At 68.2% G+C, this 26,984-nt stretch carries 18 protein-coding genes; 8 read left to right on the top strand and 10 right to left on the bottom strand.

Annotated features, from left to right (window positions below; genetic code table 11):
- Positions 1-44: 44 nt before the first annotated feature.
- Positions 45-881 (bottom strand): LysR substrate-binding domain-containing protein, encoded by an 837-nt coding sequence (locus tag AC1RRR_RS02865; RefSeq protein ID WP_492810410.1) that lies wholly within the window; start codon positions 879-881, stop codon positions 45-47.
- Between the two features lie 255 nt (positions 882-1,136).
- Here AC1RRR_RS02865 and AC1RRR_RS02860 point away from each other — a divergent pair, with 255 nt between their 5' ends.
- The 7 genes from AC1RRR_RS02860 to AC1RRR_RS02830 are packed head-to-tail and all read left to right on the top strand — an operon-like array spanning position 1,137 to position 7,067.
- Positions 1,137-1,820 carry an ABC transporter permease subunit gene (locus tag AC1RRR_RS02860; protein WP_492810409.1) on the top strand — a complete coding sequence of 228 codons (684 nt, stop codon included), beginning with the start codon at positions 1,137-1,139 and terminating at the stop codon, positions 1,818-1,820.
- A gap of 2 nt (positions 1,821-1,822) precedes the next feature.
- Positions 1,823-2,626, top strand: a complete 804-nt coding sequence (locus tag AC1RRR_RS02855; protein ID WP_492810407.1) for an ABC transporter ATP-binding protein — start codon at positions 1,823-1,825, stop codon at positions 2,624-2,626.
- A 3-nt stretch (positions 2,627-2,629) separates the two neighbouring features.
- Entirely contained in the window at positions 2,630-3,241 is a 612-nt protein-coding gene (locus AC1RRR_RS02850) for a cysteine dioxygenase family protein (RefSeq protein ID WP_492810405.1), read from the top strand.
- Positions 3,238-4,812 carry a rhodanese-like domain-containing protein gene (locus tag AC1RRR_RS02845; protein WP_492810404.1) on the top strand — a complete coding sequence of 525 codons (1,575 nt, stop codon included), beginning with the start codon at positions 3,238-3,240 and terminating at the stop codon, positions 4,810-4,812. The genes AC1RRR_RS02850 and AC1RRR_RS02845 overlap by 4 nt, the downstream gene beginning before the upstream one ends.
- A complete protein-coding gene (locus AC1RRR_RS02840; protein WP_492810403.1) occupies positions 4,812-5,450 on the top strand; it encodes a glutathione S-transferase family protein in 639 nt (212 codons plus the stop codon). The genes AC1RRR_RS02845 and AC1RRR_RS02840 overlap by 1 nt, the downstream gene beginning before the upstream one ends.
- A 15-nt stretch (positions 5,451-5,465) precedes the next feature.
- Entirely contained in the window at positions 5,466-6,560 is a 1,095-nt protein-coding gene (locus tag AC1RRR_RS02835) for an LLM class flavin-dependent oxidoreductase (RefSeq protein WP_492810401.1), read from the top strand.
- A gap of 3 nt (positions 6,561-6,563) precedes the next feature.
- The gene (locus AC1RRR_RS02830) at positions 6,564-7,067 is read left to right on the top strand and encodes a flavin reductase family protein (protein WP_492810399.1); all 504 of its coding nucleotides are present in this window, start codon (positions 6,564-6,566) and stop codon (positions 7,065-7,067) included.
- Here the strand turns inward: AC1RRR_RS02830 and AC1RRR_RS02825 are convergent.
- The 4 genes from AC1RRR_RS02825 to AC1RRR_RS02810 form a co-directional block, all read right to left on the bottom strand.
- Positions 7,044-10,007 carry a TonB-dependent receptor gene (locus tag AC1RRR_RS02825; RefSeq protein WP_492810398.1) on the bottom strand — a complete coding sequence of 988 codons (2,964 nt, stop codon included), beginning with the start codon at positions 10,005-10,007 and terminating at the stop codon, positions 7,044-7,046. The two genes, AC1RRR_RS02830 and AC1RRR_RS02825, sit on opposite strands and share 24 nt — an antisense overlap.
- A gap of 96 nt (positions 10,008-10,103) precedes the next feature.
- Positions 10,104-11,099 (bottom strand): FecR family protein, encoded by a 996-nt coding sequence (locus AC1RRR_RS02820; RefSeq protein WP_492810396.1) that lies wholly within the window; start codon positions 11,097-11,099, stop codon positions 10,104-10,106.
- A 64-nt stretch (positions 11,100-11,163) separates the two neighbouring features.
- Positions 11,164-11,652, bottom strand: coding sequence for an RNA polymerase sigma factor (locus tag AC1RRR_RS02815; RefSeq protein WP_454759820.1), 489 nt, complete (start codon positions 11,650-11,652; stop codon positions 11,164-11,166).
- Between the two features lie 80 nt (positions 11,653-11,732).
- Positions 11,733-14,504 carry a TonB-dependent receptor gene (locus AC1RRR_RS02810; protein ID WP_492810394.1) on the bottom strand — a complete coding sequence of 924 codons (2,772 nt, stop codon included), beginning with the start codon at positions 14,502-14,504 and terminating at the stop codon, positions 11,733-11,735.
- Positions 14,505-14,985: 481 nt separating this feature from the next.
- Between AC1RRR_RS02810 and AC1RRR_RS02805 the strand changes: the two genes are divergently transcribed.
- Entirely contained in the window at positions 14,986-17,373 is a 2,388-nt protein-coding gene (locus tag AC1RRR_RS02805; RefSeq protein ID WP_492810393.1) for a TonB-dependent receptor, read from the top strand.
- A 46-nt stretch (positions 17,374-17,419) separates the two neighbouring features.
- Here the strand turns inward: AC1RRR_RS02805 and AC1RRR_RS02800 are convergent, their stop codons facing one another.
- The 5 genes from AC1RRR_RS02800 to AC1RRR_RS02780 all read right to left on the bottom strand — a co-directional run bounded on the left by AC1RRR_RS02800 (position 17,420) and on the right by AC1RRR_RS02780 (position 26,933).
- Positions 17,420-18,982, bottom strand: coding sequence for a flavin monoamine oxidase family protein (locus tag AC1RRR_RS02800; RefSeq protein ID WP_492810391.1), 1,563 nt, complete (start codon positions 18,980-18,982; stop codon positions 17,420-17,422).
- A gap of 15 nt (positions 18,983-18,997) precedes the next feature.
- Complete coding sequence (locus tag AC1RRR_RS02795) at positions 18,998-22,165, bottom strand: amidohydrolase family protein (protein ID WP_492810389.1); 3,168 nt, start codon at positions 22,163-22,165, stop codon at positions 18,998-19,000.
- 54 nt (positions 22,166-22,219) lie between these two features.
- On the bottom strand, positions 22,220-25,027 hold the full coding sequence (locus AC1RRR_RS02790) for a TonB-dependent receptor domain-containing protein (RefSeq protein WP_492810388.1): 2,808 nt from the start codon (positions 25,025-25,027) through the stop codon (positions 22,220-22,222).
- Between the two features lie 381 nt (positions 25,028-25,408).
- Complete coding sequence (locus AC1RRR_RS02785; RefSeq protein WP_492810387.1) at positions 25,409-26,383, bottom strand: FecR family protein; 975 nt, start codon at positions 26,381-26,383, stop codon at positions 25,409-25,411.
- Positions 26,352-26,933 (bottom strand): RNA polymerase sigma factor, encoded by a 582-nt coding sequence (locus tag AC1RRR_RS02780; RefSeq protein WP_492810385.1) that lies wholly within the window; start codon positions 26,931-26,933, stop codon positions 26,352-26,354. The genes AC1RRR_RS02785 and AC1RRR_RS02780 overlap by 32 nt, the downstream gene beginning before the upstream one ends.
- Between the last annotated feature and the right edge of the window lie 51 nt (positions 26,934-26,984).

Raw genomic sequence — 26,984 nt, 5'->3', positions numbered from 1 at the left:
TATATCTCGCATGGCAATAGGCGGTATTTGCGAAACGCATAACTTCAGAGCTCCAGGGCGGCGGTGTGGATCAGCTGCGCCAGCTTGGCGATCGAGGCGTGGGGCGTGTCGTTGGTCCGCTGGACATAGGCCACCTCGGGCAGCGACGGCAGGCGATTGGTGGCCAGCGGCGCGCGTTCGGGCAGGAACAGGGAGGTCCGGCAGGTCACCGCCAGGCCGGCCTGCACCGCGGCCCGTAAGGCCGACAGACTGGGCGTCTCCAGCGCCACACGGTAAGGCCGTCCGTCGCGTTCCAGCGCCGCCAGGGCCGCGTCGCGGAAGCGGCACGGCGACTCCAGGATGGCGATCGGAAGCACCTCGCTCTCGGCCAGGGCCGACTCGCCGTGCCAGACCATCGGGACCACGCGGGCCGCCCGCGTGTCGTCTGCCGCGCCCATGCACAGCACAGTGTCCAGGCGATCTGCTTCCAGCAGGCCCAGCAGCTCCGGCGAGCCCGCCACCCGCACCTGCAGCTGGGTGTCGGGATTGAGCTGGGCGAAGCGCGCCAGCACGCCCGACAGCAGGGTCTCGGCGAAGTCCTGGACGAAGCCCACCCGCGCCGGCCCGGCGAGGGCGTCGCCGGTCAAGGCGACGACGGCGCGGTCATTCAGAGCCAGGATCTCTCGCGCCCTGGGCAACAGGGTCTGGCCCGCCGGGGTCAGCACCAGCCGACGCCCCTCGCGATGGAACAGCGGCGTCAGCACCGTCTCCTCCAGACGCTTCATCTGCAGGCTCAGCGCCGACTGGGTGACGAACACCCGCTCGGTCGCCCGCAGCATCGAACCGGAGTCGACAATGGCCACGAAGCTTCGCAGCAGTTCGGTCGGCAGGTTGGTCACCATCGGCGGCCCCTTGAGAATTGCTAATAAGCTATGTGAGGATAAGTCTATTGATCAAGTAGGAATTCAACGTCCTTCTCTGTGGACCCGCGGCGCTGGCGTCGCAACGGTTTCCGACGAGAGAGGACCGCAGTGTCTCTGGCGACGACCTACAGAATTTCTGAAGCTAGGCCGTGGCGCTGGCCCGATCTGGCCCGCGCCCGTTGGCTCTCTCCCGTCGCGTTGCTTGTCTTGTGGGAGCTGGGCGCACGCGCCGGCGTGATCCCGCCGCGGGTGCTGGCTGCGCCGTCGACGGTTCTAGAGACCTTCTGGTCGCTGACCGTCTCGGGCGAGCTGCCCACGAACCTGCTGGTCTCGCTGGCCCGAGCCGGCGCGGGTCTCGGCATCGCCCTGGTCCTGGCGACCGCCCTGGGCCTGATCTCGGGCCTGTCGCGGTGGGGCGAGACACTGGTCGACCCGCTGATGCAGATCAAGCGGACCATCCCGGTCCTGGCCCTGACGCCGCTATTCATCGTCTGGTTCGGTATCGGCGAGACGCCGAAGATCCTGCTGATCACCGTCTCGGCGACCTTCCCGCTGTACCTGAACCTGTTCGCCGGCATCCGGGGCGTCGACGTCAAGCTGGTCGAGGCCGCCCGTAGCTTTGGCCTCACGGGCTGGAGCCTGGTGCGCGAGGTGATCCTGCCCGGCGCCCTGCCCTCGTTCTTCGTCGGCCTGCGCTACGCCCTGGGCATCTCGGTGCTGGTGCTGGTGATCGCCGAGCAGATCAACGCCCAGGCCGGCCTCGGCTACCTGGTCAACAACGCCCGCGACTTCATGCGGACCGATATCATCGTCGTCTGCCTGGTCGTCTACGCCCTGCTCGGCCTCGGCGCCGACGCCCTCGTCCGCACGCTGGAGCGCAAGGCGCTGGCGTGGCGCCCCAGCCTCGTGGAGCAATGATCATGGCCGCCCCTCAGCCGCGCCTGCGCCGTCCCGTCGTCTCTCGCTCGAGCCAGGCCGTGGAGCCTGCCGTACAGCTGAAGAACTTCGTCCGCCGCTTCGGCGACAACACCGTCATCGACGGCCTGGACCTGTCGATCGCCCCCGGTGAGTTCGTCGCCCTGCTGGGCGCCAGCGGCTCGGGCAAGACCACCCTGCTGCGCACCCTGGCCGGGCTGGACTCCGCCGCCGGCCAGGACGTGAAGACGCCCGACGCACGAGCCGTGGTGTTCCAGGACGCCCGCCTGCTGCCGTGGAAGAAGGTCTGGCGCAATGTCGCCCTCGGCCTCTCGGGCAATGACGTCCGGGCCCGCGCCGAGGCGGCGCTGAAGGAGGTGGGCCTTGGCCATCGCCTCGACGCGTGGCCCGGCACCCTCTCGGGCGGCGAAGCCCAGCGCACCGCCCTGGCCCGCGCCCTGGTCCGTGAGCCCGGCCTGCTGCTGCTGGACGAGCCCTTCGCGGCCCTGGACGCCCTGACCCGCCTGAAGATGCACGACCTCGTTTTGGCCCTGTGGCGCGAGCACGCCCCGGCCGTCCTGCTGGTCACCCATGACGTCGACGAGGCCATCGCTCTGGCCGACCGCGTGCTGGTGCTGGACAAAGGCCGCATCGCCGCCGAGGAGCGCATCGACCTGGAGCGCCCCCGCGCGCCGGACGCCCGCTTCCAGGCCATCCGTCGTCGCCTGCTGGGCCACCTGGGCGTCGACGCCCCGGCCCATTCTGAGGGTCATCTGGTCGCCTTCCCGACCGGCGAGGTCGTGCTCTAGGCCATGAGCCAGCATCGTCCCCACCGCCTTTCGGACTTCGTCGCCGACCTCTCCGACCTGCTGGACCAGACCGGCGACGAGGCCGTGATCCTGCGCGAGGGCGGCGCCTTGCTAGCGCATCTGGTCGCCGCCGACGACTGGCTGCCCGAGCCGCAGAGCCAGCCCGATCCGACCCGCTACCAGCAATACCTGCTGCATCGAGACCCGGCCGGCCGCTTCTCGGTGGTCAGCTTCGTCTGGGGACCGGGCCAGGCCACGCCGGTCCATGACCACACCGTCTGGGGCCTGGTCGGCGTGCTGCGCGGGGCCGAGCTGTCGCAAGCCTATTCACGACGCGGCGAGATCCTAGCCGCCACCGGCGAGGTCCATCGCCTGGAGGCCGGTCAGGTCGAAGCCGTCTCGCCGACCGTCGGCGACATCCATCGCGTGGCCAACGCCTTCGACGACCGCACCTCGATCAGCATCCATGTCTATGGGGCCGACATCGGGACGGTGAAGCGCTCGACCTACGACGCCGAGGGCAAGCCGAAGGCCTTCGTCTCCGGCTACGCCGATGTCCCGCCGCCCCTTCTTTTCGATCGCGCCAGCGCCCTGGCCTATGGAGCCGCTGAATGAGCCTGCCTGTCGTCACCCCGGAAGACGTCCGTCGTGACCTGATCGCCCGCCGCGAGATCGCCCTGCTGGACCTGCGCGAGGAAGATCCGTTCGCCAAGGCCCACCCGCTGTTCGCCTCGCAACTGCCGCTTTCCCGACTGGAGATCGAGATCCTGGATCGCGTGCCGCGTCAGGACATTAGGGTCGTCCTCTACGACAACGGCGAAGGCCTGGTCGCGCCGGCTGGCGAGCGACTGGCGGCGCTGGGCTACACGAACGTCCACGCCCTGGACGGCGGTCTCGCCGGTTGGACGGCGGCGGGCTACGAGCTGTTCCAGGACGTCAATTCCTACAGCAAGGCCTTCGGAGAGCTTGTCGAGGCGCGACGGCACACCCCGTCCCTGCCCGCCCAAGAGGTCCAGGCCCGCATCGACGCCAAGGCCGACCAGGTGATCCTGGATAGCCGCCGGTTCGAGGAATATGCGGTGATGAGCATCCCGGGCGGCATCAGCACGCCCGGCGCCGAGCTGGTCCTGCGCGCCCGCGAGCTGGCGCCGGATCCCTCGACCACCATCATCGTCAACTGCGCCGGCCGCACCCGCAGCCTGATCGGCGCCCAGTCGCTGGTGAACGCCGGCCTGCCCAATCCGATCTTCGCCCTGCGCAACGGCACCATTGGCTGGACGCTGGCGGAGCAGAGCCTGGAACACGGTCAGAGCCGCAAGTTCCCCGAGGTGCGCGAACAGACCCTCGAAGAAGCCCGCGCCCGCGCCCGCGACGTCGCCTACCGCGCGGGCGTTCGCCGCCTGGACGCCCAAGGCCTGGCCGACCTGGCCCAGGACACGCATCGCACCCTCTACCGCTTCGACGTCCGTACGCCGGAAGAGTTCGCGGCCGGCCACCTGCCCGGCTTCCGCTCGGCGCCCGGCGGTCAGCTGGTGCAGGAGACCGACGTCTTCGCGCCCGTGCGCGGCGGCCGCATCGTGCTGGCCGACGACCTGGGTCCGCGCGCCGACATGACCGCCTCGTGGCTGGCCCAGCTGGGCTGGGAGGTCTACGTGCTGGACGGCTTTGACGGCGCGCTGGAGACCGGCGCCTGGACGCCGCGCCTACCCGTCCTGCCGACGCCCGAGACCCTGTCGCCACGCGATCTGGTCCAGGCGCTCGCTGACGAGGCCGTGATCGTCGTCGACCTCGCCCCCAGCCCGCGCCATCGCAAGGGCCACGTGCCCGGCGCCTGGTTCGCCATCCGCGCCCAGCTGCCGGAAGCCCTGGCGGCCCTGCCCAAGGACAAGGCCATCGTCCTGACCTCACCCGACGGCGTCCTGGCGGCTCTGGCGGCGTCGGAGCTGGAAGAGCTGACCGACCGCCCGGTGCGCGTGTTGGCCGGCGGCACGGACGCCTGGATCGCCGCCGGTCGCGCCGTCGAGCCGGGCCTGACCCGCGCCGCCAACGCCCCGACCGACGTCTACAAGCGCCCCTACGAGGGCACCGACAACGCCGCCGAGGCCATGCAGGCCTATCTCGACTGGGAGTTCGGCCTGGTCGACCAGCTGGCTCGCGACGCCACCCACGGCTTCTACGTGATCTGATGACCTTGCAGCTTTATTTCGCGCCCGGTTCCTCGTCCCTGGCCCCGCTTGTGGCGCTGGAGGAGATCGACCTCCCCTACGCCGCCCATCGCCTGGATCTGGCGGCCGGCGACCAGCGCAAGCCCGAGTATCTGAAGGTCAATCCACGCGGCCGCGTGCCGACCCTGGTGGTCGACGGCCAGCCGGTGACCGAGGTGCTGGCGATCCTGACCTATCTGGCCCACCGCTATCCGCACAGCGAACTGCTGCCGCTGGCCGATCCGTTGAAACTGGCCAAGGCCTATGAGGTGATGGCCTGGTTCGCCAGCACCGTGCACGTGGCCTTCGCCCAGATCGCCCGGCCCGAGCGCTATGCCGACGACGAGACGGTCAAGGCGGCCCTGGCCACGCCCGGCGAGGCCCGCTTCGCCCGCACCCTGACCGACATCGAGCGCCTGGCCCAAGGCCCTGGCCCGTGGCTGCTGGGCGAGAGCTTCAGCGCCGTCGACGCCTACGCCCTGGTGATCTGGCGCTGGGCCGAGCGTCGCCAGATCGACACCGCGAACTATCCCGCCTGGAGCGCCAAGGCCGCCCGCGCCTTCGCCCGCGCCTCCGTCGTCCGCGCGCTCCGCAAGGAAGCCGCCCCCGTCATCGCCTGACATCAGGAGTCCATCATGAGCGTCGAATTCATCGGTTTCATTGGCACCCAGCACGCGTCCGAGATCCATCCGCCGTCCGGCCCGGCCATCGACGTCTCGTACGTCGAGAAGACCGCCCGCGTGCATGAGGAAGGCGGCTTCGATCGCGCCCTGGTGGCCTTCCACTCGACCGGTCCGGAAAGCCAGCTGGTCGTGGCCCACGCCGCCTCGGTGACCAAGACACTGAACTTCATGATCGCCCACCGCCCGGGCTTCACCCAGCCGACCCTGGCCGCGCGCCAGCTGGCGACCTTGGATCACTTCACCGGCGGGCGCGTGGCGGTCCACATCATCACCGGCGGCTCGGACGAAGAGTTGGCCAAGGACGGCGATCACCTGACCAAGGACGAGCGCTACGCCCGCACCAGCGAATACCTCGACATCGTCCGGGCCGAATGGACCGGCGACAAGCCGTTCGACTATGCCGGCCAGTACTACAAGGTCGACCAGGGCTTCGGCGCGGTGAAGCCGCTGCAGGCGCCGCACATCCCGATCTATTTCGGCGGCTCGTCCGACGCGGCCATTCCGGTAGCCGGCAAGCACGCCAACATCTACGCCCTTTGGGGCGAGACCCAGGCCCAGGTGCGCGAGACCATCGCCCGAGTCCGAGCCGCCGCCGCCAAGCACGGCCGCCAGGTGAAGTTCTCGCTGTCGCTGCGCCCCGTGATCGCCGACACCGAGGAAGCCGCCTGGAAGCGCGCCGACGACATCGTCGCCAAGGCCAAGGCCCTGCGGGAGGCCGCCGGCCTGCCCACCACTGGCCACCGCCCGCCCAACGCCGGCTCGCAGCGCCTGCTGGACGCCGCCGCCCAAGGCTCGCGCCTGGACAAGCGCCTGTGGACGGGCGTCGCCGGCGTCACCGGCGCCCAAGGCAACTCCACGGGCCTGGTCGGCACGCCCGAGCAGGTCGCCGAGAGCCTGCTGGACTATTATGACCTGGGGGTCTCGACCTTCCTGGTCCGGGGCTTCGATCCGGTGGAGGACGCCATCGCCTATGGCCGCGACCTGATCCCGCTAGTCCGCCAGCAGGTGGCTGAGCGCGACCTGCGCCTGGCCCGGGCCGCGAGCTGATCCATGCCCTACGACGCCGCTCCGCCTGTCTCGGCCGACTTCAAGGACGTCCTGGCGCACCTGGCGAGCGGCGTCGCCATCATCTCGTGCTGGGACGGCGAAACGCCACGCGGCCTGCTGGTCAGTTCGATCACTGGCCTGTCGGTCGAGCCGCCCCGTTTCCTATTCTGCGTCCGCAAGGAGGCTGCCAGCCATGACGCGCTGGCGGCGTCGGGCGAATGCGGCGTCGCCCTGCTAGGCGCGACCGACGAGGACGAGGCGATGAAGTTCGCCAGCTCCTCCCGCGCCGGCGAGCGTTTCGCGGCGGAGCGCTGGCGGTTGGAAGAAGGTCCGCCGGCCTATCGCGGCGGCCTGGCGACCGCTCACTGCCGCATCGACAGTATCGCCGACGCCGGCAGTCACTCGATCTTCATCGTCACGGCGACGGCCAGCGCCCTGGTCTCGGGTCCGCCCCTGGTGGCCTGGAACCGCGCCCTGCGCGCCCTAGAGCCGCATCCTCAGCCCTAGGCCGAACGAACGACCCGAGCGGCCGATCTGCAGCGGACGGCTACGCTGGTTCTCGTAGGCCGCCTCGACCGTGTCGGTCAGGTTGCTGGCCTCGACATGGATCGAGAGGCGCGGGCTGAGATCGTAGGAGCCAGCGGCGTCCAGATAGCCGGCGCTGGCGACCACGAAGCTGGACACGCCGCCACCCTGCATGTCGGCCTCGGAGCCGAACGGCGAACGCCAGGTCCACGACAGGTGGGCGTGCAGCCGGCCGCGCTCGACGAACGGGCTGATCGAGTAGGACAGTCGCGAGACGCCGTTGAGCCGCCCCCGCTGGCCGGCGTCGTTGCGGCTGGCGGCGTCGACCCAGGTGGCGCTGCTCCAGACGCCGAAACCGTGGGCGAAGCGTCGGCTGAAGGCGGCCTCCAGACCGGTGACATGGGCCTGACCGGCGTTGCGCGGCCGTGACATCATCACCGTCGCCACCACCGGCGGCCCCGCGCGCGTGGCGAAGGCCAGACGCTCGGGCTGGGCCGAGACGACGATGAAGTCGTCGATCGACTTGTGGAACACCGCCAGGCTGACGCCGCCGAAGCCCTCGAACTCGCGCTCCAGCGACAGGTCATAGTTGGTCGCCAGGTATGGCTTCAGTTCCGGATTGCCACCCACGCCCGAGAACAGCGTCCCCGGCGAGGGATTGTCGATCTCGGCCTGACCCCGCTGGTAGAGGATCGAGACCAGGCTGCTGGCCGGCACCGTGGCCGAGCGCAGGTCGGCCAACGACGGCCGCGTGATGCTGCGCGAGGCCGCCAGACGCAGTCGCCAGTCATCGTCCAGAGCGATGGCCAGGTTGGCGCTGGGCAGGACGACCGCGTGAGAACCGGCATAACGAACCGGCTTCACCTCCATGTAGCCCGTCCCCGAAACGCCCTGCAGCGATCCCGCCACGTCCGTGTGGGTCTGCGCGACCCGAACACCTACATTGCCGCTGGCCGATCGCCCCATCACGCCGGTGGAGAAATCCAGGCGCCCGTAGGCGGCCAGGATCCGCTCGCCGACCTTGTAGGAGCCTTGCAGGTCCGCGCCCGTGGGAACCAGGTCCTTGGCGTCAACGACCACGCTATCGGCCTCGCCCGGCAAGTAGAACCCACTCCGGAAAGCGTTGAAGTCGGCAGCGGTCCAGGCCGGCGGACGCGACGTGACCAAGCGGTCGAAGGCGGCGCGGGGGGCGGCGATGTCGAAGAATCCGGGATCGATGATCATCCCGGGCCGGGCCGCGGCCTCACGATCGCGGCGCTGGAAGTTCCGCCCGCGATCGGTGAGCTGACCGCCCAGACGCAGTCTATCCAGCTGCAACGGCCCCAAGGCCCCGTCGATCGGTCGTTCGGCGGCGATCAGGGCGGTAGCGTCATGGTCCTCCACATGGGTGGCGCGGACGCCGTAGCGCGAGAAGGTCAGCTTGTTCGGATCCGTCAGGTCGAACGTCGTCGACAGCAGCGGCGCCTTGCGGCTTTCGATCAGGTCGGGCCCCAGGTCGAAGGCATAGGACACGCCCAGCGGACTGACCGCGCCGATCCGCTGGAGCGGCGTATCGAGGTTCGAGCGGGCGCTGGAGAGGCTGAGGCGCGGCTCCAGCGTCCAGGCGCCGGCGTCGGCCTTCATGGCCAGGCTGGCCGAGACGTTGTCGTGGACCTGGTCGGAGACCTCCAGATTGTTGCTGATCTGGCCCGCGTCGATACGGCCGCCGACCAGGGTGCGGCCCTCGAACTTGGCGTCGCCCGCCGCCAGGACCTGGGCCGCGAAGTCGCCGATCCCGTAGACGACGCGGTCTTCGCGGATGCCGTTGTTGAAGCGCGAGGCCAAGGCGTCGAGATAGAGGGTGACAGAAGGCGCCACCCGCCATTCGACACCGGCGAAAGCGGTGGCGCGAGCGCGTTGCTCCTGCTCGACCGTGGTGCGGATATCCTCGGGGAGGGTCAACGACGCACCAGCAATGACGAAGTCGCGATAGCGCGAGACCTGGAAGCGGTCGTACTGCACTTCGCGGCGTTCGGTGGAGACGCCAGCCACCACGCCCAGGCGGTCGTCCGCGCGCCGCCAGCGGCCGGAAATCGCCAAGTCCGGCGAGACCGCGCCGGACCGCACCTCGGCGTGCGCGTCGGCGCGGACCGACAGATATGACGGCCCCTCCAACCCGCGCACCGTACGGATGTCGATGTTGGAGCCGATGCCACCGTCGACCAGATCCGCCGTCGCTGACTTGGCCACCACGGCCCCGGCGAGCAGGTCCGCCGAAAGCGCGCGGAACCGGAACTGGCGGCCGCTCTGGGTGGAGTTGCGGATGTTCTCGTTGAACGCCACCGGCGCGCCGTTCAGGGTCACCGACTGGAACAGCGGCCCTAGCCCCCGGACGCTGACAAACTGCCCTTCCCCCACCTCTCGCTCGATCGCGACGCCGGGCACGCGCTGCAGCGCCTCGGCGAGGTTGGCGGCGGGCAGCTCGCCGATCCGGCCGGCCGAGACGGCGTCGATGATCGCGTCGGCGCGGCGCTTCTGAAGCAGAGCGTCCTCGATGCCGGCTACGAAGGCGGCGGTGACGGTGACCTCATCCAGACCGACCGGCTCGTCCGGACGCGGCGCGGCGCGCGGCGCGGCGCGCGGCGGAGCCGCCGTCGGCGCTTCAGCCCAGACGCGCACCGAGGCATGGTCGCTGAGCTCGTAACGCAGGCCCGTACCGGCCAGCAGGCGCTTGATCGCCTCGGGCCAGGCCATGGTCCCCGACACCGCATTGGCGCGATAGGCCCGGCCCGGTTCGGTGGACAAAGCGAAAGCGCAGCCGGCCTTCAGACACAGCGCCATCAGGGCGGCGCGGGCATCCTGGGCGGGAATGTCGAAACGGGTCGTCGCCTGCGCCGAAAGCGGCGCGGCCAGGGCCAGCGCCGCGATCGACAGAGCGGACACGCGGCGAAGCGACATAATTCGACTGACGAAAAACCCCCGACGCGGTGAAAGCGCCTGAGGGGTCTGGTAGCTCGGCTTCGTGACAGTCGCGCGAAACTAGCGCGCCGAGGCGGTGACCTCGCCCGACGCCGTTCGCGTCAGCGTCACCGGCAGCACCCGCGAGGCGCGGTCGACGACCGTGCCGCGACCGTCCAGCGGCAGCATGGCGGTGACGCGCTGGCGGCCCAGCGACGGGTCGGCCAGGCGGATCTTGGCGTCGGTGTAGCGCCCCAGCTCGGCCAGCACCTCGGACAGCGCCGCATCCTGGAAGACCAGGCGACGCTGACGCCAGGCGATGGCGGTCGCCGGATCGATGCGGGCCTCACGGCGGACCGAGCCGCCAGTGAGGTACGAGACCTGGTCGCCAGGCGTGAGACGGACGGGCTCGGTCGAGACGCGGGGCTGGCGAACCTCGACCGAGCCCTCCAGCAACTCCACTCGGGCACGGCCGTCGCGGAGGCTCGTGGCGAAATGGGTGCCGGTCACGACGACCTGACGGTCGGCCAGGGCGACTTGGAACGGATGGGTCTTGTCGTGGGCCACGGCGAAATAGGCCGCGCCCTTATCCAAGGCCAGGCGGCGCACGCGGCCGTCGATCTTGGCGCGAAGCGTGGTGGCGGTGTCCAGCGTGACGACCGAACCGTCGGCCAGGGTCACGTCGCGGATCTCGCCGACGGCGGTCGTGTAGGTCGCCGCGCCGGACAGCGGATCCTGGAAGCGGGTCACCAGGGTCGGCATGATCGCCACTGCCAGCACGGCGGCGACCAGGCCACCGGCCAGGGCCACGGGCGTCCAGCCGGGCGCGGCGCGGCGCTTGCGAGGCGCGGGCTGGATCAGGTTCAGCTCGCCCAGCAACTCGGCGCGCAGGCTTTGCGTGTCGCGCAGCAGGGCCTTGGCGGCCTGGTAATCGGCCAAGTTCGCCGGGTCGGCCGACAGCCAGCGCTCGAACGACGCCTGGGTGGCGCGCGAGACGTCGGGACGGCCCAGGCGCACGACCCAGTCCTCCGCGCTGCGCGGCTGGCGTTCAAACAAGGTGGCGAAACGGTCGAGCATCTTGGCGTTGGGGGCCTTACTGGCGGAGGGACGTATCTTCACAACGATCGGCGAGCGGAACACCTCAGGTCTCCCGCGCCGCTTTCAAGCGTCGTAGCGCTTCGGCCAGGTGCTTTTCCACCATGCTGACCGAAACACCCAGACGCTCGGCGATCTGGCGATAGCTGAGATCCTCGAAGCGATGCAGCAGGAAGGCGTCGCGGCAGCGCGGCGGCAGGTCACGGATGGCGGCGGCGATCCCGGCCAGGTCCTGGCGGGCGATCGAGCGGCGATCGGCGGCCGGATCCTCGCTGGGCGCATTCTCCCAGGCCGAGGTCGTGTCGTCGGCGTCGAGCTGCAGGGTGCGGGCGCGCTCGCGATTGGCCTGCTTCCAGTGATCCTTCAGCAGGTTCTTGGCGATGGCGAACAGCAGCGGGCGGCCGTCGGCCTGGCCCAGCTCGTGCCCTGCCCTGTGGAAGCGCGCGAACGTCTCCTGGACGATATCCTCGGCGTCCTCGAGCGACTGTCCCCGTCGCTGCAGGAACGTGACGAGTTCGGCCCGCAGCCCCCTCATGCCGCTCCCCTTGAATAAACGCACAGAAGCGCTCCCCCCGGCGAAGGGGGGAGCGCGACCGGTGATGGCGTCAAGCGGGCTCAGAAGTTCATCCGCAGGCCGAGACTGAAGCGGCGACCCGACTTCTCGTCCATCGTCGGGAAGGACGGATCCATCGTGTAGCCGCGGGTGGCCTCGTCCGTGACGTTGATCCCTTCCAGGCTCAGCTGGACGCGTTCGTTCAGATTGTAGCTGACCGAAAGGTCCGTCTGACCATAGCCCGAACGCCAGATCGGATACATCTCGTAGCCGATTCCTTCGACGTACTTGCCCTTGTAGTTATAGGACACGCGGGCCTGGAACTTGTCGTTCTCGTAGTAGAGCGTGACATTGTAGGCCTTGTCGGCCAGGCCCACCGGCGGGGTCGGGACCTTGATCAGCGACTGGCCGCTCAGCGAGCTGTCCAGGATCGTGTAGTTGGCGTTGACGCCGAAGCCCTTCAGCGGCTGCCACAGCAGGTCGAATGGCACGATGGCGACCAGCTCGACGCCGTCGACCTTGTACGAGCCCTCGGCGTTGATCGGCTGGTAGACGTCGAAGTCGTAGACGCCGTCGATCGTGCCGTTGGCGTTGTACTTGGTGACGTTCTTGACCGTGCCCGTCAGGGCCTGGCGAACGACGCCCTCGATCTTCTTGTTGAAGTACGAGACCGCCAGCAGGCCGCCTTGCGGCAGGTACTTTTCGAGGCCCACTTCCCACTGATCGGCGAAGGTCGGCTTCAGGCCCGGATTGCCGTCGGTGAAGCGGAACGAGTTGAAGTTGGCCGTGCGCTTGTAGGCCAGGTCGGTCAGGGCCGGACGCATCAGGGTCTTGGACGCCGCGGCGCGCAGGATGATGCTGTCGGTCAGCTCGGCGGTGAAGTTCACGCTGGGCAGCAGTTTGTTGTAGCTGCCATCGCTGGACACCGGCGCGGGGGTGAATCCGGTCGAGCCGTTCGGGTTCTGGATCTGGTGGTAGCCCGACGAGGTGATCGAGGTGTCCACATAGCGGACGCCGCCATTGATCGCGACCGGCACGGGACCGACGTCGAAGCCCAGGTCGGCCATGGCGTACAGGCTCGTGACCTTCTCGGCCACCTCATAGTAGTCACCCGGCGTGAACGGCGTCTTGAAGCCGGCGTAGCGGAAGGTCTTGCGCGCGTACTCGTTGGAGATCTGGCTCCAGTTGATGTCGCGGATGCTGTAGTCGCCGCCCGGCACCAGGTCGCCGATCGGGGTCAGCGGGCTGTCGGCCATGGTGCGGGTGTTGAGCCAGGCGGTGCTGCCCGCGCTCGGGCCCTGGATGTTCAGGGCGCCGTACTGACGTTCCTTGGACTTGTCGGTGTAGCGGGCGCCGATCTGGATCGTCTTCAGCGCGGGGAAGAAGCTGAAGGCGAACTCCTTGGTGTAGTCCACCTGGGCCGCGTACTTGTCGTCCTGGATCTTCTCCAGGGTCGTCTCATAGGCCTCGAACAGGTACTTCGACGGCGAGTTGTACATGTCGATCGAGGCCGGGTTGGCGCTCTTGACGGTCTCGCCGCCCTTTTCCGTCCAGCGGGTGCGCGACGGGGCGTAGGCCACGTGCTTCAGGTTCGAGTAGTCCAGGGTCTTCTTGGCGCCCGAATAGCCGGCCAGGCCGTGCAGCTTCCAGGTCTCGCCGTGCCAGTTGAACTCCGAGCCGAACTGGACGTAGTCGGTCTTGTTGATCTGCTCCTTGCTGAGCATCTCGTGCTGGGTCGCGGTGTAGGAGACGTCGCGCAGGACGACCATGCCGTACTGCGACAGGGTGTCCTTGTCGTACTCGTGGATGGTCTCCAGCGTGCTGCGGCTCGAGGCCGAATAGGCCGCCGCGTCATACTGGTCTTCCGTACCGTCGAACGCGCCGACCATCAGGTCGAAGGCGATGTCGAAATTGGCGGTCGGCTTATACTGCAGCGACGCGGTGCCGCCCCATTGGTCCTGGGTGTTCAGGTAGGCGCGGTCGCCGACCTTGTCCTGGAAGATGATGCGGCCGGTTTCGTCGCGGTTGGTGTTGCTCTTGATGATCACGCCAGCGTCGCGGGCCAGCACGGCGGCGGCCTGCGAGGCGCGAACGCCGCCGGCTTCCGAGAAGCGGAACATCGGGCGGAAGTTGATGCCCGAGTTGGAGTCGGTGCGGTTCGTACGGCGCGCGGCCGAGAACGAGACCAGGCCACCCCAGTTGCCCCAAGTGTCCGAAGCCAGGAACGAGACCTTCGGATCGGTCTTTTCCGAGATCGAGTTGTAGGCGCCCTCGGCCGAGGCCACCAGCTTGCGGCCGCTGTAGTCGAACGGACGCGCCGTCGAGATGTTCACCGAGCCGGCGATGCCGCCCTCTTCGTCCGAGGCGCGCGGCGACTTCTGGACGGTGACCTGCTGGATGATCTCCGAGGCGAACATGTCGAACTCGACGTCACGACCGCCGCTGCCCGACGCCGTGGCCAGATTGTTGATGGTGACGAAGGTGAACTCGCTGGGCAGGCCCCGAACGCTGACGCGGCCGCCCAGGCCCTTGTTGCGCTCGATGGTGACGCCCGGCATGCGCTGCAGCGCTTCGGCCAGGTTCTGCTCGGGGAAGTTGGCGACGTCGGTGGCGACGATCGAGTCCGAGAAGCCGATCGCGTCGCGCTTCATGTCCACGGCCTTTTCCAGGCTGCGGCGATAGCTGCCGGTGACGACGACTTCGTCGACCTGGGCGCTTTCGGCGGCCTGGCGGGCTTGGGCGCCCGTCGCCGCGAACAGGCCGATGGCGGCGCAGCTGGTCATTAGCCAGGCCGTGCGGCGCGCGCGGCCGCTGTTCGTGTTCGTTCCGATCATTGCCGATATCCCCGAGTCTTTGTTGCGACGGGGAGAGCCGAACGCGCTCGCTCGACCCACGCCCCCGACGGCAACAACGACGCGTCTTCGAGGGGCCTCAGCGCCGGACCGTTGATTTCATCAAAACTTCACGCCCGGCGCCGGTGCGCCTCAGGCCAAGACGGCGCCCGCCGTTCGCGCGCCAGGCGCCGTGATCGTTCGCACTCTGACGACCGTCACGCCAAAGCGAGCGAACAGACTTGACGGTCGCTCATATGCCCCGCTCAAATCAGCGAGAAGGAACAATAGTTCTCAGATCATCGCCGCGCTCGACGAGCGTGTTGCGCAAGTCATTTCGCAAATCTCATAATATACATTTTCAATGTTCATAAATTGAACGCTCGTGCGCAGCACGACGACTATTTCAATATATGTTGCAGATCTGAGAAATTCTGAATTTACCTACCGCGACACAACGGCAACGCTATCCCCATTAAAGTGATTGGGGATCATCATGACCGTTCGAAATCGTCCGTACCCGGCCGCGCGTCTGCGTGTGCTTCTGCTGGCCGCCACCGTGCTGGGCGGCGCCACGCCCGCCCTCGCTCAAGAGGTCGCCGAGGTCGACACCGTCGTGGTGACCGGCAAGCGCCTGTCCGAGGCCAGTGTCGCGATCGGCACCGACCACGCCACCGCCACGGTCTCGATCACCCGCGAGGCGCTGCTGTCGGCGCCGGCGGGCATCACCGGCCTGAAGATGCTGGAGTCCCTGCCCGGCTTCAACGTCCAGGCCAATGACGCCCTGGGGATGTACGAGTTCGGCAACTCGGTCTCGGTGCGGGCCTTCAACTTCCAGCAAATCGGCTTTCTGCTGGACAACATCCCGATGGGCCGCAGCGACCAGTTCGGCGGCAGCCCGATCTATCGCTACGTCGACAACGAGAACCTGCTGCGGGTGACCGCCTCAGCCGGGGCCGGCGATGTAGCCCTGCCCAGCTACGCCTCGCTGGGTCCGATCGTCGACTACTTCACCCAAGCCCCCTCGAAGGACGCCGGCGGCGCGTTCAGTGGCACCCTGGGCAGCGACAACCTGCGGCGCGTGCTCCTGCGGCTTGAGACCGGCGAACATGGCGGCTTCTCAGGCTATGCCAGCGGTTCGTGGATCAAGGGCGACCTGTGGCGCGGCCCGGGCACGATCGACCGCAAGCACTTCGAGGGCAAGCTGAAGTACGCCCTGCCCAACGGCGGCGACATCAGCTTCCAGACCGTCCACAATGACTATTTCGACTATGACAGCCCGTCGATCACCCTGGCCCAGTACAACGGCACGGCCGGCGATGTGTTCGGGCGCTCGGGCCGCTACTTCGCCTATCTGGGCGTCGTTCCAAACCCTGGCGCGGCCGGCACGGCCCAGACCGCGACCAATCTGCCAGCGGTCGCCGGCGGCCCGACCTATTCGAACGCCAACTACGCCCAGTACTACAAGTTCGCGGTCAACAAGCGGAAGGACCACCTGTACGGCCTGACGCTGAATACACCGATCACCGACAATCTCGACCTCACCACCACCGCCTACTACGAGGACAAGGGCGGTTACGGCGTCTCGCCCGAGGCCTATGCGACCTCGAAGGCCAGCTATGACGCCGAGGTCGGCAAGGTGGCCGGCATCGTCGCGCCCAAGGGCATCCAGTACGGCCTGTCCGGCGTCGACGGCGTGCGCCAGGGCGTGACCGGCAAGGTCTCGTGGCATGTCGGCTTCAACAAGATCGAGGCCGGTCTCTGGCTGGAGAACGACGACTATCACCGCACCCAGAACCGCTACAACGTCGCCAACGGCCATCCCGACGGCGCGCCGCTGTTCAACGAGCGGGTCCATGCCCAGCGGGACTACAAGTCGCTGCGCGAGACCAAGCAGTTCTTCCTGAAGGACACCCTGACCCTGCTGGAGGCCAAGCTGAAGGTCGAGCTGGGCTTCAAGGCCACCGATATCGACTACAAGATCGCCGGCTATCGTAACCCGGCCGACTACATCAACGGCCGCCACCCCATCCTGAAGGCCAACTGGAAGGACAGCTTCCTGCCCCAGGTCGGCGCGGTCTACAGCCTGACCGGCCGCGACCAGGTGTTTGCCTCGTACTCGGAGAACATGGCCCTGCCGCGCGGCGCCGACGACATCTTCTCGGCCGCCAGCCCGACGGTCGCCGCGCCCCTGCCCGAGACCTCGACCAACTGGGAGATCGGCTACCGCGCCAATCACCGCACGTTCAACGCCTCGATCGTGGCCTATCAGACGGAGTTCAAGAACCGCCTGCAGTCGTTCGCGTCCCTGGTGCCGGGCGGCGGCGGCGTGACCGAGACCTTCTTCCAGAACGTCGGGGCGGTGAAGGCCAAGGGCGTCGAGTTCAGCGGCCAGTGGAAACCGGAAGTCTTCGCCGGCAAGGCCTATTTCAACGCCAACGTCTCGTACAACGACGCCAAGTTCCAGGACGACGTCCTGAACTACCGCGCCAGCACCACGGCCGCGCCCGTCACCTTGGCGATCGCCGGCAAGAAGGTGCCGGACTTCCCGGACTGGGTGTTCACGACCGGGGTGACGGTCGAGCCGTTTGATGGCCTGCTGGTCAATGTCTCGGCCCGCCACCTGGAGAGCCGCTTCACCAACTTCGTCAACAGCGAGAAGGTCGGCGGCTACACCATCGTCAACGCCTATATCGACATCGGCGACGGCTTCGCGGCCGGGCCGTTCAGCCAGGTCAAGGCGCGGGTCAATGTCGATAACCTGTTCGACAAGGACTATCTGGGCACGATCAGCACGACGGTGAACACGCCGGCCAGCTTCCGTCCGGCCCCGCCGCGGACGGTGCAGTTCACGATCTCGGCCGACTTCTAAGGACCAGAGCCTGCGGGTTCCGGACGGAACCCGCAGGCATGGCGCCTCAGGCCGCCGAGACCCGCGCCTGGATCAGCTTGATCGCCTCGTGGGCCGACAGCGCCGCGCCCTCCTGCCAGGCGTTGATATAGCTCATGTGCTCGCCAGCGAAGTAGAAGGCGCCGTCGGGCTTGCAGAGCTCGGCATAGTCGGTGGTCCGCTGCTCTTCCTTCCAGCCCACAGCGACGCCTTCGCTATAGGGCGTCTGCATCCACGAGACGGTGAAAGGCTTGTTCAGGTCCCTGCCGTGGCCGGGGTGGAACTTGTCGATCACCCGGCGCGACAGCGCGAAACGCTCGTCGAACGACATGGCGGCGTATTTTGGCGGGGCGTCGGGACCCGAGAAGCCGATCGAATAGGCCCCGACCAGGATGCCCGTCTTCTCGCCGATGCCGCCGCTGGGATACCAGACCAGTTCGTTGGCCTCGTCTGTCCAGCCCAGGCCGCCGAACTGGAAGTCGTCCTGCTCCCAGAACCGCCGGCTCTCCCACGCGACCTTGGTGCCGTGATGGTACTCGCCCGCCGCGATGGCCTGCTTCACGCGCGGGGCGAAGTCCGAGGGGATCTTGGCCAGCACGGGCAGCGGGATGGTGCAGATGCAGAAGTCGGCCTCCAGCGTCTTGGCGGCGCCGGCTTCGGCATATTCGATCTTCACGCCTTTCGGCGTCTTGCGCAGCGCCTTGACCACCGCCTCGAACGTCACGACCGGCTTGACCTGCTCGTAGAGGGCATAGGCGATGCGATCCATGCCGCCGACGGGCTGCAGCATAGTGGCCTGCATATCGACGATCTCTTCGAAGATCAGACTGGCCCCCCAGAAGCGCGAGCTCATCATGTCGGCCATGCGCAGCGGTTCGCCGGCCTTGGGCGGATGGGCGTAGCCGCCGGGGCTGGCGCTGAAGCCCGCGCGGGTCGAGCCGCTGTAGGCGTAGCCCTTGCCCAGGTCGCCATAGGCCGAGAGGTAGCCCAGCAGCTTCTGCTTATCGACGCCGGTCAGTTCCTGATCCAGCGCGCCCTTGTCGACGGCCTTGGCCAGCAGCTCGGTGAAGGCGCCGCGGGTGTCGTTGACCGCCTGATGCTCGGTCACCACCTTGCCGCCGAAGTCCAGCTTGGCGAAGCGGTTGGCGTTGACCATCACCTCCAGCGGCACGTTCAGGTCCCGGCAGTAGCCGAGGATGGCGTGGTGCCACTGCGGGATGCGGGCGGGACCGGCGTTGAAATAGGCGTGCTTGCCCGCCGCCCAGTCGACGGTCTGATCGGGCCGCCCGATCTGGACGATCTTGGAGCCGCTGCGCACCGACCAGGCGCGGCCGCCCGGACGATCACGGGCTTCCAGCACGGTCACCGCATAGCCGGCCTTCCGCAACTCATAGGCCGCCACGAGGCCGGCGATGCCCGCGCCAAGGATGGCCACCGACTTGCCCGCTCCGCCGCCGGCCGGCAGCTTGGGCGGACCGGCATAGGCGCGCGGCGCGGCCAGCAGGCCCATGCCCATCATGGTGGTGTAGAGCGCCCCGTAGCCGCCGGCCTTGCCGACCGCGCCCAGGAAGTTGCGTCGCGAAATGCCCATGGTCGTCCCCGAAACTTAGGCGAATTGACTGAAGGTCGGTGCAAAGCCGCAGTCGCCGTCGCAACACGAGGCGCGGGCGTGGGCCAGGAAGTCGGGCTCGTGCCACCAGTACTCGGCCGACGCCTCGCAGACGAAGCGCCGCTTGGAGCCCAGCGCAGCGTGCTGGGCGTGGCTGGCGAACGGGCCGATCAGGTCGGCGACCGAATAGACCTCGCCGTGCTTGATCACTGTGGTGACCTTCGCCGCGTCCTCGATGCGGGCCAGCGGATCGCCGTCGACCAGGACGAGATCGGCGTAGTTGCCGGTCGCGACCGATCCTAGCGGCTCGTCCAGATACTCGGCCGAGGCGCTGGTGGCGGTGACCAGGGCCTCGAACGGCGTCATGCCGAACTTGACCATGGCCCGCAGGTTCATGTGCAGGCTGACGGCGTTGAAATCGATCGGCGAGTCCGTGCCGGTGGTGATGCGGCCGCCCGCGCGGACGGTGCGCGCCACCTCGGCGACGTTGCGCGACAGCGAGGCCAGCATCGCCGTGCGATCCGCGGCCGCCATCTGCTTGGCGCGCTCCAGTAGCCGGGCATATTCCCACGGCGGATACAGCGCCTTGATACGAGGATCGTCGACCAGCGAGCGGTCGTCGCCCAAGAGCGCCGTCGAGGTGAACAGGGTCGGCGTCCGCGCGGCCTTGCTGGCCACGAAGGCGGCGTTGACGTCCTGATAGGTTGCGCCCAGCGCGCTGACCGTTCGGGAATAGCCCGTGCGGCTGGTCGCCCCCAGGTGCTCCATGCCGTCCATGCCCAGACCCAGGGCCGGATAGTGGTAGTGCGAGGTCAGCGGCAGGCCCTTGGCGTGGGCCCAGGCGATGACCTCCTTCTGGCGCTCGCCCGACAGGCGGACATAGGTCTTGATCAGATCGTAGGACAGCGCCTCCGCGCGCTGCATCTCCAGCGCCATCTGGCCCGGCTCGGTGACCGGCCGCATGAAGTTGTAGAAGATCCGCGAGCCGTCGATCGCCTCGCCGGTGGCGTAGTAGCGGGGGCCGATCCGCTTGCCGGCCTCGATCGCCTCCTGGTCCTCGACCGTGTGATAGGCCGGACCGCCGGGCGAGCGGGTGGTCGTGACGCCCAACGACAGCCAGAGACGCCCTTCCCGGTCGCCATAGCCGTAGCCCTGCATCTGGCGGTGGGTGTGCATGTCGATCAGACCGGGCATCACGGTGCCGGTCGGGGCGTCGATCACCTTGACGTCGGCGGTGACCTCGCCGCGTGGCGCGACGCCGGCGATGCGGCCGTCGGAGATCAGGACGTCGACGTTCTTGCGCAACTCCGGCGACTTGCCGTCCCACAGGCTGGCGGCGCGGACGACCATCCGCCCCTTGGGCCGGACATTGGCCCAGGTCAGGCCGTGCGGCACGGTCTTGGGCTTGCCGCCAGCCGCCGAGATCAGCTTCAGCTGGCCGGCGCTGATGTAGATCAGGCTCTTGCCGTCGCCGCTGACGCTGACGGCGTCTGTGACCTCGTCGTTCAGGGGCTTGGGCGCGCCCAGCAGCTTGCCGGTCTCGTCCACGGGCGAGACGTGCAGGCGGCTGGCGAAGACATAGGCCAGGCTCTTGCCGTCCGGCGACCACACCGGCCCGTCGTCGCCGCGCGTGCCCAGCGAGCGGTCGGGCGCGATGGGCGCGTAGGTCCCCTTCCCGCTGGCCAGATCGACGGTCAGGATCTCGCTGAGCCCTTCGCGGAAGCGGGCCGAGTACGGCTTGAAGGCGGCGTAGGCGATAGTCTTGTCGCCCGGTCCCCAGGTCGGCTTGCCCGGTTCCCACAGGTCGCCGTAGAGGCGGCGGGTCTCGCCGGTGACGGCGTCAGCGACGAACAGGCCACCGTTCTGGCTGAGGAAGGCGATCGACTTGCCGTCGCGCGACCAGGCGCCGGACACCGCCGCGCCGTCAAAGTGCGTGAGCTGCTTGCTGGCGCCGGTAGCGACGTCACGCAGCCAGATGTCCAGTGTTCCGCCCTTGTCGGTCGAATAGGCCAGGGTCTTGCCGTCCGGCGACCAGGCCGGATCGACCTTGCTGAAGCCGTCGTTGACCAGCGGCTTGGCCGGGCCGCCGCCGATGTCGAGCAGGTAGAGGTCGTTCAACGCCCGGAACACGACCTGGCGGCCGTCCGGCGACAGGGCCGGGCTGCCGATGCCGACCACGGGCCGGGTCTTGGCCGACAGGAAGTCGCGGCTTTTCTTGGTGTAGCGCGGCGTCAGCACCGGCACGGCGGCCGAGAAGGCGATCGTCGTCGCCGTCCCGCCGGGCTTGCGCAGCTTGATCTTGCCATCGGCGGTGTGGACGAACGCGCCGTCCGCCAGCCAGGAGACGCGGAACGGAAACACGTCCTGGCCTCCAACAACGACGCCGGCCGCGCCGCGCAGCTCGGCCTTGCCGCTCTCGATGGCCGTGAACAGCACATCCTTGCCGTCCGGCGTGAAGGCCGGGCTCGCCACCGAGGCAGCGTTGAAGCGGTCGGCCGAGGCCTTGACCTGGGCCACGGTGCGGCGCGTCCCGTCCAAGGCCTGGACGTCGATGCGGACCTTGTCGACCGTGAAGGTGATGGCCTTGCCGTCCGGCGCCCACGACGGCTCGAACTCATCGGTCGGTCCCGAGCTGAAGGCGGTGATCGCGCCGCTGGCGACGTCCAGCAGGTGGACGCCATAGCGCCCGCCGCGGTCGGACGAGAAGGCGATGGTCTTGCCGTCCGGCGACCAGCGCGGCTCGCGGCAGTCGAACGCGCCCTTGGTCAGCTGCTTCAGCCCCTGCCCGTACGCACCGATGGTCCAGACGTGGAAGTTGCCGTCGCGATAGGACTGGAAGGCGATGGTCTTGCCGTCCGGCGACCAGTCGGGCTGGGCGATCTCGTAGATCTCATCGGTCAGGCGCTTGGCCGGGCCGCCCGCGATCGGGACCAGCCACAGCATGGCGTAGACGTCGAAGGCCACGGTCTTGCCGTCCGGCGAGACCGTGGCGCAGATGTTGGTGCCTTCCGTGGCCGTGACGATCTTAGTGTCGGAGGCCAGCGGCTGGTCGGCCGCCTTGGCGCCGGGCGGCGTCAGGGCCGCGACGCCCGAGGCGGCGATGGCCCCGCCGCCGATCGAGAACAGCCGCCGGCGGCTGACGCCGCGCTTGGAGGTCTTGGTCATCTTGAACTCGCAAAAAGGACCGGTCCGGGGGCTGCCGGACCGGCCAGGCCAACCCTAGAACTTCGCCGCCATGCGGACGTAGTAGAAGCCGCCGCTGATCCCGTACGGCGCGTACTGATTGTAGTAGGCGAAGGCGGGCGTGCCCCGATTGGCGGCGCGAACGCTGTCGGGATAGGCGTCCAGCAGATTGTTGGCGCCGACGCTGACCGAGACGTTGTCAGAGACCGCGTAGCTGAGGTCGAGGTCGACAATCAGCTTTGGCGAGACGGTCTCGTCATTGGCCGCCAGCGCGGTGCGCTGGATGACCTCGCCGTAGCGGGTCAGGCGCAGGTTGGTGTTGAACTTCTTGAGCGTCCAGTCCGCGCCCAGGATGTACTTCTCCTTGGGCGTGCCGACGGTCAGGTCGCCGATCTTCACGCGGTCGATATAGACGATCCCGGCGGCCGCCAGGGCCGGCGGCGGCTGCACGACGCGGGTGAACTTGTTCTTGGTGTGGTTGGCCGAGAAGGTCCAATGCACATTGCCGAAGTCACCGAAGTCGGTGCGGTAGTCGACCACGAAGTCGATGCCCTGCGTCTTCGTGTCGGCGAAGTTGCCGTAGTAGAACGCCGCCTGCTGCGGGTTCAGGCCCTGGCTGGCCAGGGCGGTGCTGACGGCCGTGTTGGGACCCAGCGTGCCGCTCTGCAGGATGCGGTTGTCGATCTTGATCTGGTAGACGTCGAGGGTGACGTTCATCCGCGAGATCGGCTGGGCCACCAGGCCGACCGAGTAGTTGACCGACTTCTCCGGACGCAGCGGCTTGGCGCCCAGGGCGATGGCGGCCGGGTTGTCCGGCGGCAGCAGTTGCACCGGGTACAGCTGGGTGGTCGTCGCCGGCGGCACGATCACGCCGATGGTGCTGGACGAGGCGTAGTGCTGCTGCTGCAGCGATGGCGCCCGGAAGCCGGTGCTGGCCGTGCCGCGGATCGCCAGCTTGGGCAGGATGGCGTAGCGGCTGGAGAGCTTGAAGGTCTTGGCGTTGCCGAAGTCCGAATAGTGCTCGAAGCGGCCGGCCAGGGCGACTTCCAGCTTGTCGGTCACCTTCTGCTCGACGTTCAGATAGGCCGAGATGTTGTCACGCGAGAACGAGCCGGCCGAGAACGGCGGGAAGCCCGTCACCCCCTGCGAGCCGCCCGCGAACACGACGCCCGCCTGCGGGCTGCCAGCCGGCGCGACATAGCCGCCGTTGATGTACGAGGCCGGCTCGCCCGCCACGATCTCGAACTTGTCGTCGCGATACTCCGCGCCCAGGGCCACGAACAGCGGGTCGGCGAAGACGCCGGTGTCGACCTCGCGCGTCAGATCCAGGTTCGAGGTCCACTCCTGGAACTTCAGCGTGCCCAGGTAGAAATAGGTCGGACTGGCCGGGCCCAGCGAGGCGTTCAGCGAGCTGGTGTAGTAGTCGACGTCGTCGCGGCTGAAGGTCGTCGACAGGTCCCAGTTGAAGCCCAGGAACTCGGTCCCCTTGGCCCCGAAGGCGACCTGAAAGTCGCGGTCCTTGAGAAACAGGCGCGGCGTGTAGCCGTCCGGGAAGATCGCCGTGATGTTGTTGGCGGCGTTCGGGTTGCGGAAGGTCAGCCACGCGGCGGTGTTGCGGCTGGAGAAGGTGCCGAACGAATAGAGGTCGACCTTGTCGCCCAGCGGCGAGCCGGCGCTGTAGCCCAGCGAGAACAGCTGCACTTGCGGTGAGCCCGGGTGGCTGGTGTGGCGGTTGGCGGTCGCCTCGCGCGGATCCAGCGTCGCGCCCGCCGTGCCGACCCGGACGGGCTGGCCCAGAGCGTTCAGCGGGAAGTACATCTGGGTGGTGTTGAGGGTCTTGTCGCCTCGATCGGTCGGGTCGGTGATGCGGATGTCGGCGGTCAGGTTGAGGTAGCCCTCCTGCCCTAGCTGCATGCCGAGATTGCCGGAGAACTGGCCGGTCTCGCCATCGCCCTCGGCCGTCTTGCCGTAGAGGGCGGTCATCGAGCCGCCCTCGGGACTCTTCTTCAGGATGACGTTGATGACGCCGGCCAACGCGTCCGAGCCATACTGGGCCGAGGCGCCGTCACGCAGCACCTCGATCCGCTCGATCGAGGCCGAGGGGATGAGGTCCAGATCGGGCGGAGACTGGCCGTTCTGGGTGGTGCCGTTGACGAACAGGATGGCGGTGTTGTGCCGGCGCTTGCCGTTGACCAGCACCAGGGTTTGGTCGGCCGAGAGGCCACGCAGCGACACCGTCTTGATCGCGAAGCTGGCGCCCGCGCCGCTGTTGGAGGTGTTGGCCGACGGCACCAGGGTCGAGATCAGGTCGCGGGTCGATTGCTTGCCGCTCTTGGTCAGTTCGGCCGCCGAGATCACGTCGATCGGCGCCATGCTCTCGGTGACCGTGCGTGAGGTCGAGCGGGTGCCGGTGACGATGACCTCCTCGATGACGCTGGGCGTATCCGGCTCGGGTGGAGCCGGTTCCGGCGCAGGCGGCGTGACCCCGGCGGCCGCGCTCGACCAGCCCGTGCGGATCAGGCCCGAGCGCGGCGGGGCCAGGATGATCGTCTTGCCGTCGTTGGAGACCACGCTGAGGCCCGTGCCGGCCAACAGCTGCTGCAACGCCCGATCGATCGGCAGCGAGCCGCGCACCGGCGCGGTGCGCTTGCCCTCGGCCGCGTCCGACTGGACCAGGATCTGCACGCCCGCCTGGCGCGCGAACTGCCGGATCCCCTCCGGCGCCGGCTGGGCGTCCATCTTGAACGTCGTCTGGGCCAGGGCCGCGCCGGCGCTCAGCGCCCAAACGGCGCAGGCCGACAGCAACAGGCCTCGTCTGGCGGAACGGTTCGTCCACACACGCATCGACAATCCCCCATCGTTCCGAGGCCAGCCAAACGCGGCCTCCTGAAAGCACGAAGGGCCTGGGCCGTTTTTCCGGGGGTTCTCGGCGTGTTTGGTCCGATCACGGCTCAACACGCCTGCTTTTGCGCCAGCCGCAGCTTCGGGCGCCTGTTTCGGATGCGCGCCGACATGGCCAGACGCGACGATGGAAGTTGTTTCCGTAGAAAATCGATGTTTCTGAAATCTCATGAACACCCCCGATCTGGAAATCGGAGGACGATAGGCGGACGAACCCACCTTATACTGAGTCAATATACATGCATGAGAAGTCAGATTTACTCATATCGCGAGAGCGAATGAGCAATATTCAATGCCGTTATGATCAACGTCGGAAATATATGCTCAGGAACTATGAGCGCGACTGATCCTGATCGCTTGTGCGTCGTCCGACACCACCGCGCCCAGGGTCGCGGCGACCGCGGCTGCGAAACTTTCGGGCTCGTTGGTCTGGAACAGGCCGACGAACCGTTCGCGCGCCAGGACCGGATCCTCGATCACGATCTGGCGGCTGTTGTAGCGGTTGAACAGCTTGGCGGCCTGCTCGAGGCTCTCGCCGTCCAGGGCGATCTCGCCGTTGCGCCAGGCCAGGCTGCGCTCGATCTCGGACGGCGTCTCCGCCACGACGGGCGAGCCCGTGCTAGCCAGGATCACCCGGTTGCCCGCCGAGACCCGTCGCCGGGAGCTCTCGTCGCCCTCGACCCAGGTCTCGACCACGCCTTCGGTCACCATGACGTCGACGCCGGCCCCGACCTCATCGCTGCGTCGCACGGAGAAGGCCGTACCGACCGCGCGGATCCGCGCTTGGCCGGCCGCCACGACGAAGGGACGCTTGGGATCCTTGGCGACCTGGAACCAGGCCTCGCCCTGTTTGAGCACGATCCGGCGCGACTTGGCCTTCATCGCCACATCGAGAGAGGTCTTGGTGTTGATCGCCACCAGCGAGCCGTCGGCAAGCGGCACGCGGCGGATCTCGCCCAGAGCCGTGTCCAGCCGCCGGGGCCGCAGGCTCCAGAAGCCGACGCCGCCCGCCAGGGCCGCCGCCACACTGCCGCCCAGTCCGGCCAGTAGAGCGCGGCGGTTGGGGCGCTCGGCCACGATGGTCTCGACCGGCGGCGTGACGCTGGCCAGCGCCCTGCCCCGATCCAGGAAGCTGATCGCCGCCTGGGCGCGCAGGAACGCGCCGGCGCGACGCGCGTCGCCCCTCAGCCAAGCCTGCAATTCGGGATCGTGCTCGACATCCAGCCCGTGCGCGTCGACGCGGGCGGCCCAGTCGGCCGCCTCGTCGTCAATCTCGCTTGCGGACGGAATGGAGCTCATGGGCCTTGCCGACTGCCGGTTGATCTTGCGTCGAAGCTTCCGATAAGGCCCGCAGGATTAAACGCAAGCCCCGCGCCGATTGTGTCTCCACGACATTCTCGGTCACCCCCAGCCGCGCGGCGATCTCCTTCTGCGACAGGCCGTGGATCCGGCGAAGCGTGAAGATCTGCCGACACCGCTCGGGAAGCCCCTCGATCAGTTGCTGCACCCGCCCCAGCTCGCGACGGCCGGCGACCACCCGTTCGGGAGAAGGCTCATCATCTACGACGTTCAGCGCGTCGATTTCCGTGACGCAATCGATACGAACAATGCGAGCGCGGCGGATTTTCTCGATCGCGATGTTGCGCGACGTCCGGAAGAAGTAGGCGCGACCGCTGGCGATATGGGCGACGCTGTCCAGCGCGGCCAGGCGGCAATAGGTCTCCTGGATGATGTCGTCGATGTCGGCGGGCGCGCTGCCGGACCGGCGCAGCCATGCGCGCACGTCCGCCTCGTGCGGCAGGATCTGGCCGCCGACAAAGGCGACGATTTCGGCGCGGCTCTGTTTCAACGGGGCCTCGAAGGCGACAAACCCAGGTTCGTCGAGCTTTGGTCGCGCCGC

The organism is Caulobacter sp. GW821-FHT12D05, from assembly GCF_058807295.1.
This window is presented reverse-complemented; position numbering and strand designations above follow the sequence as displayed.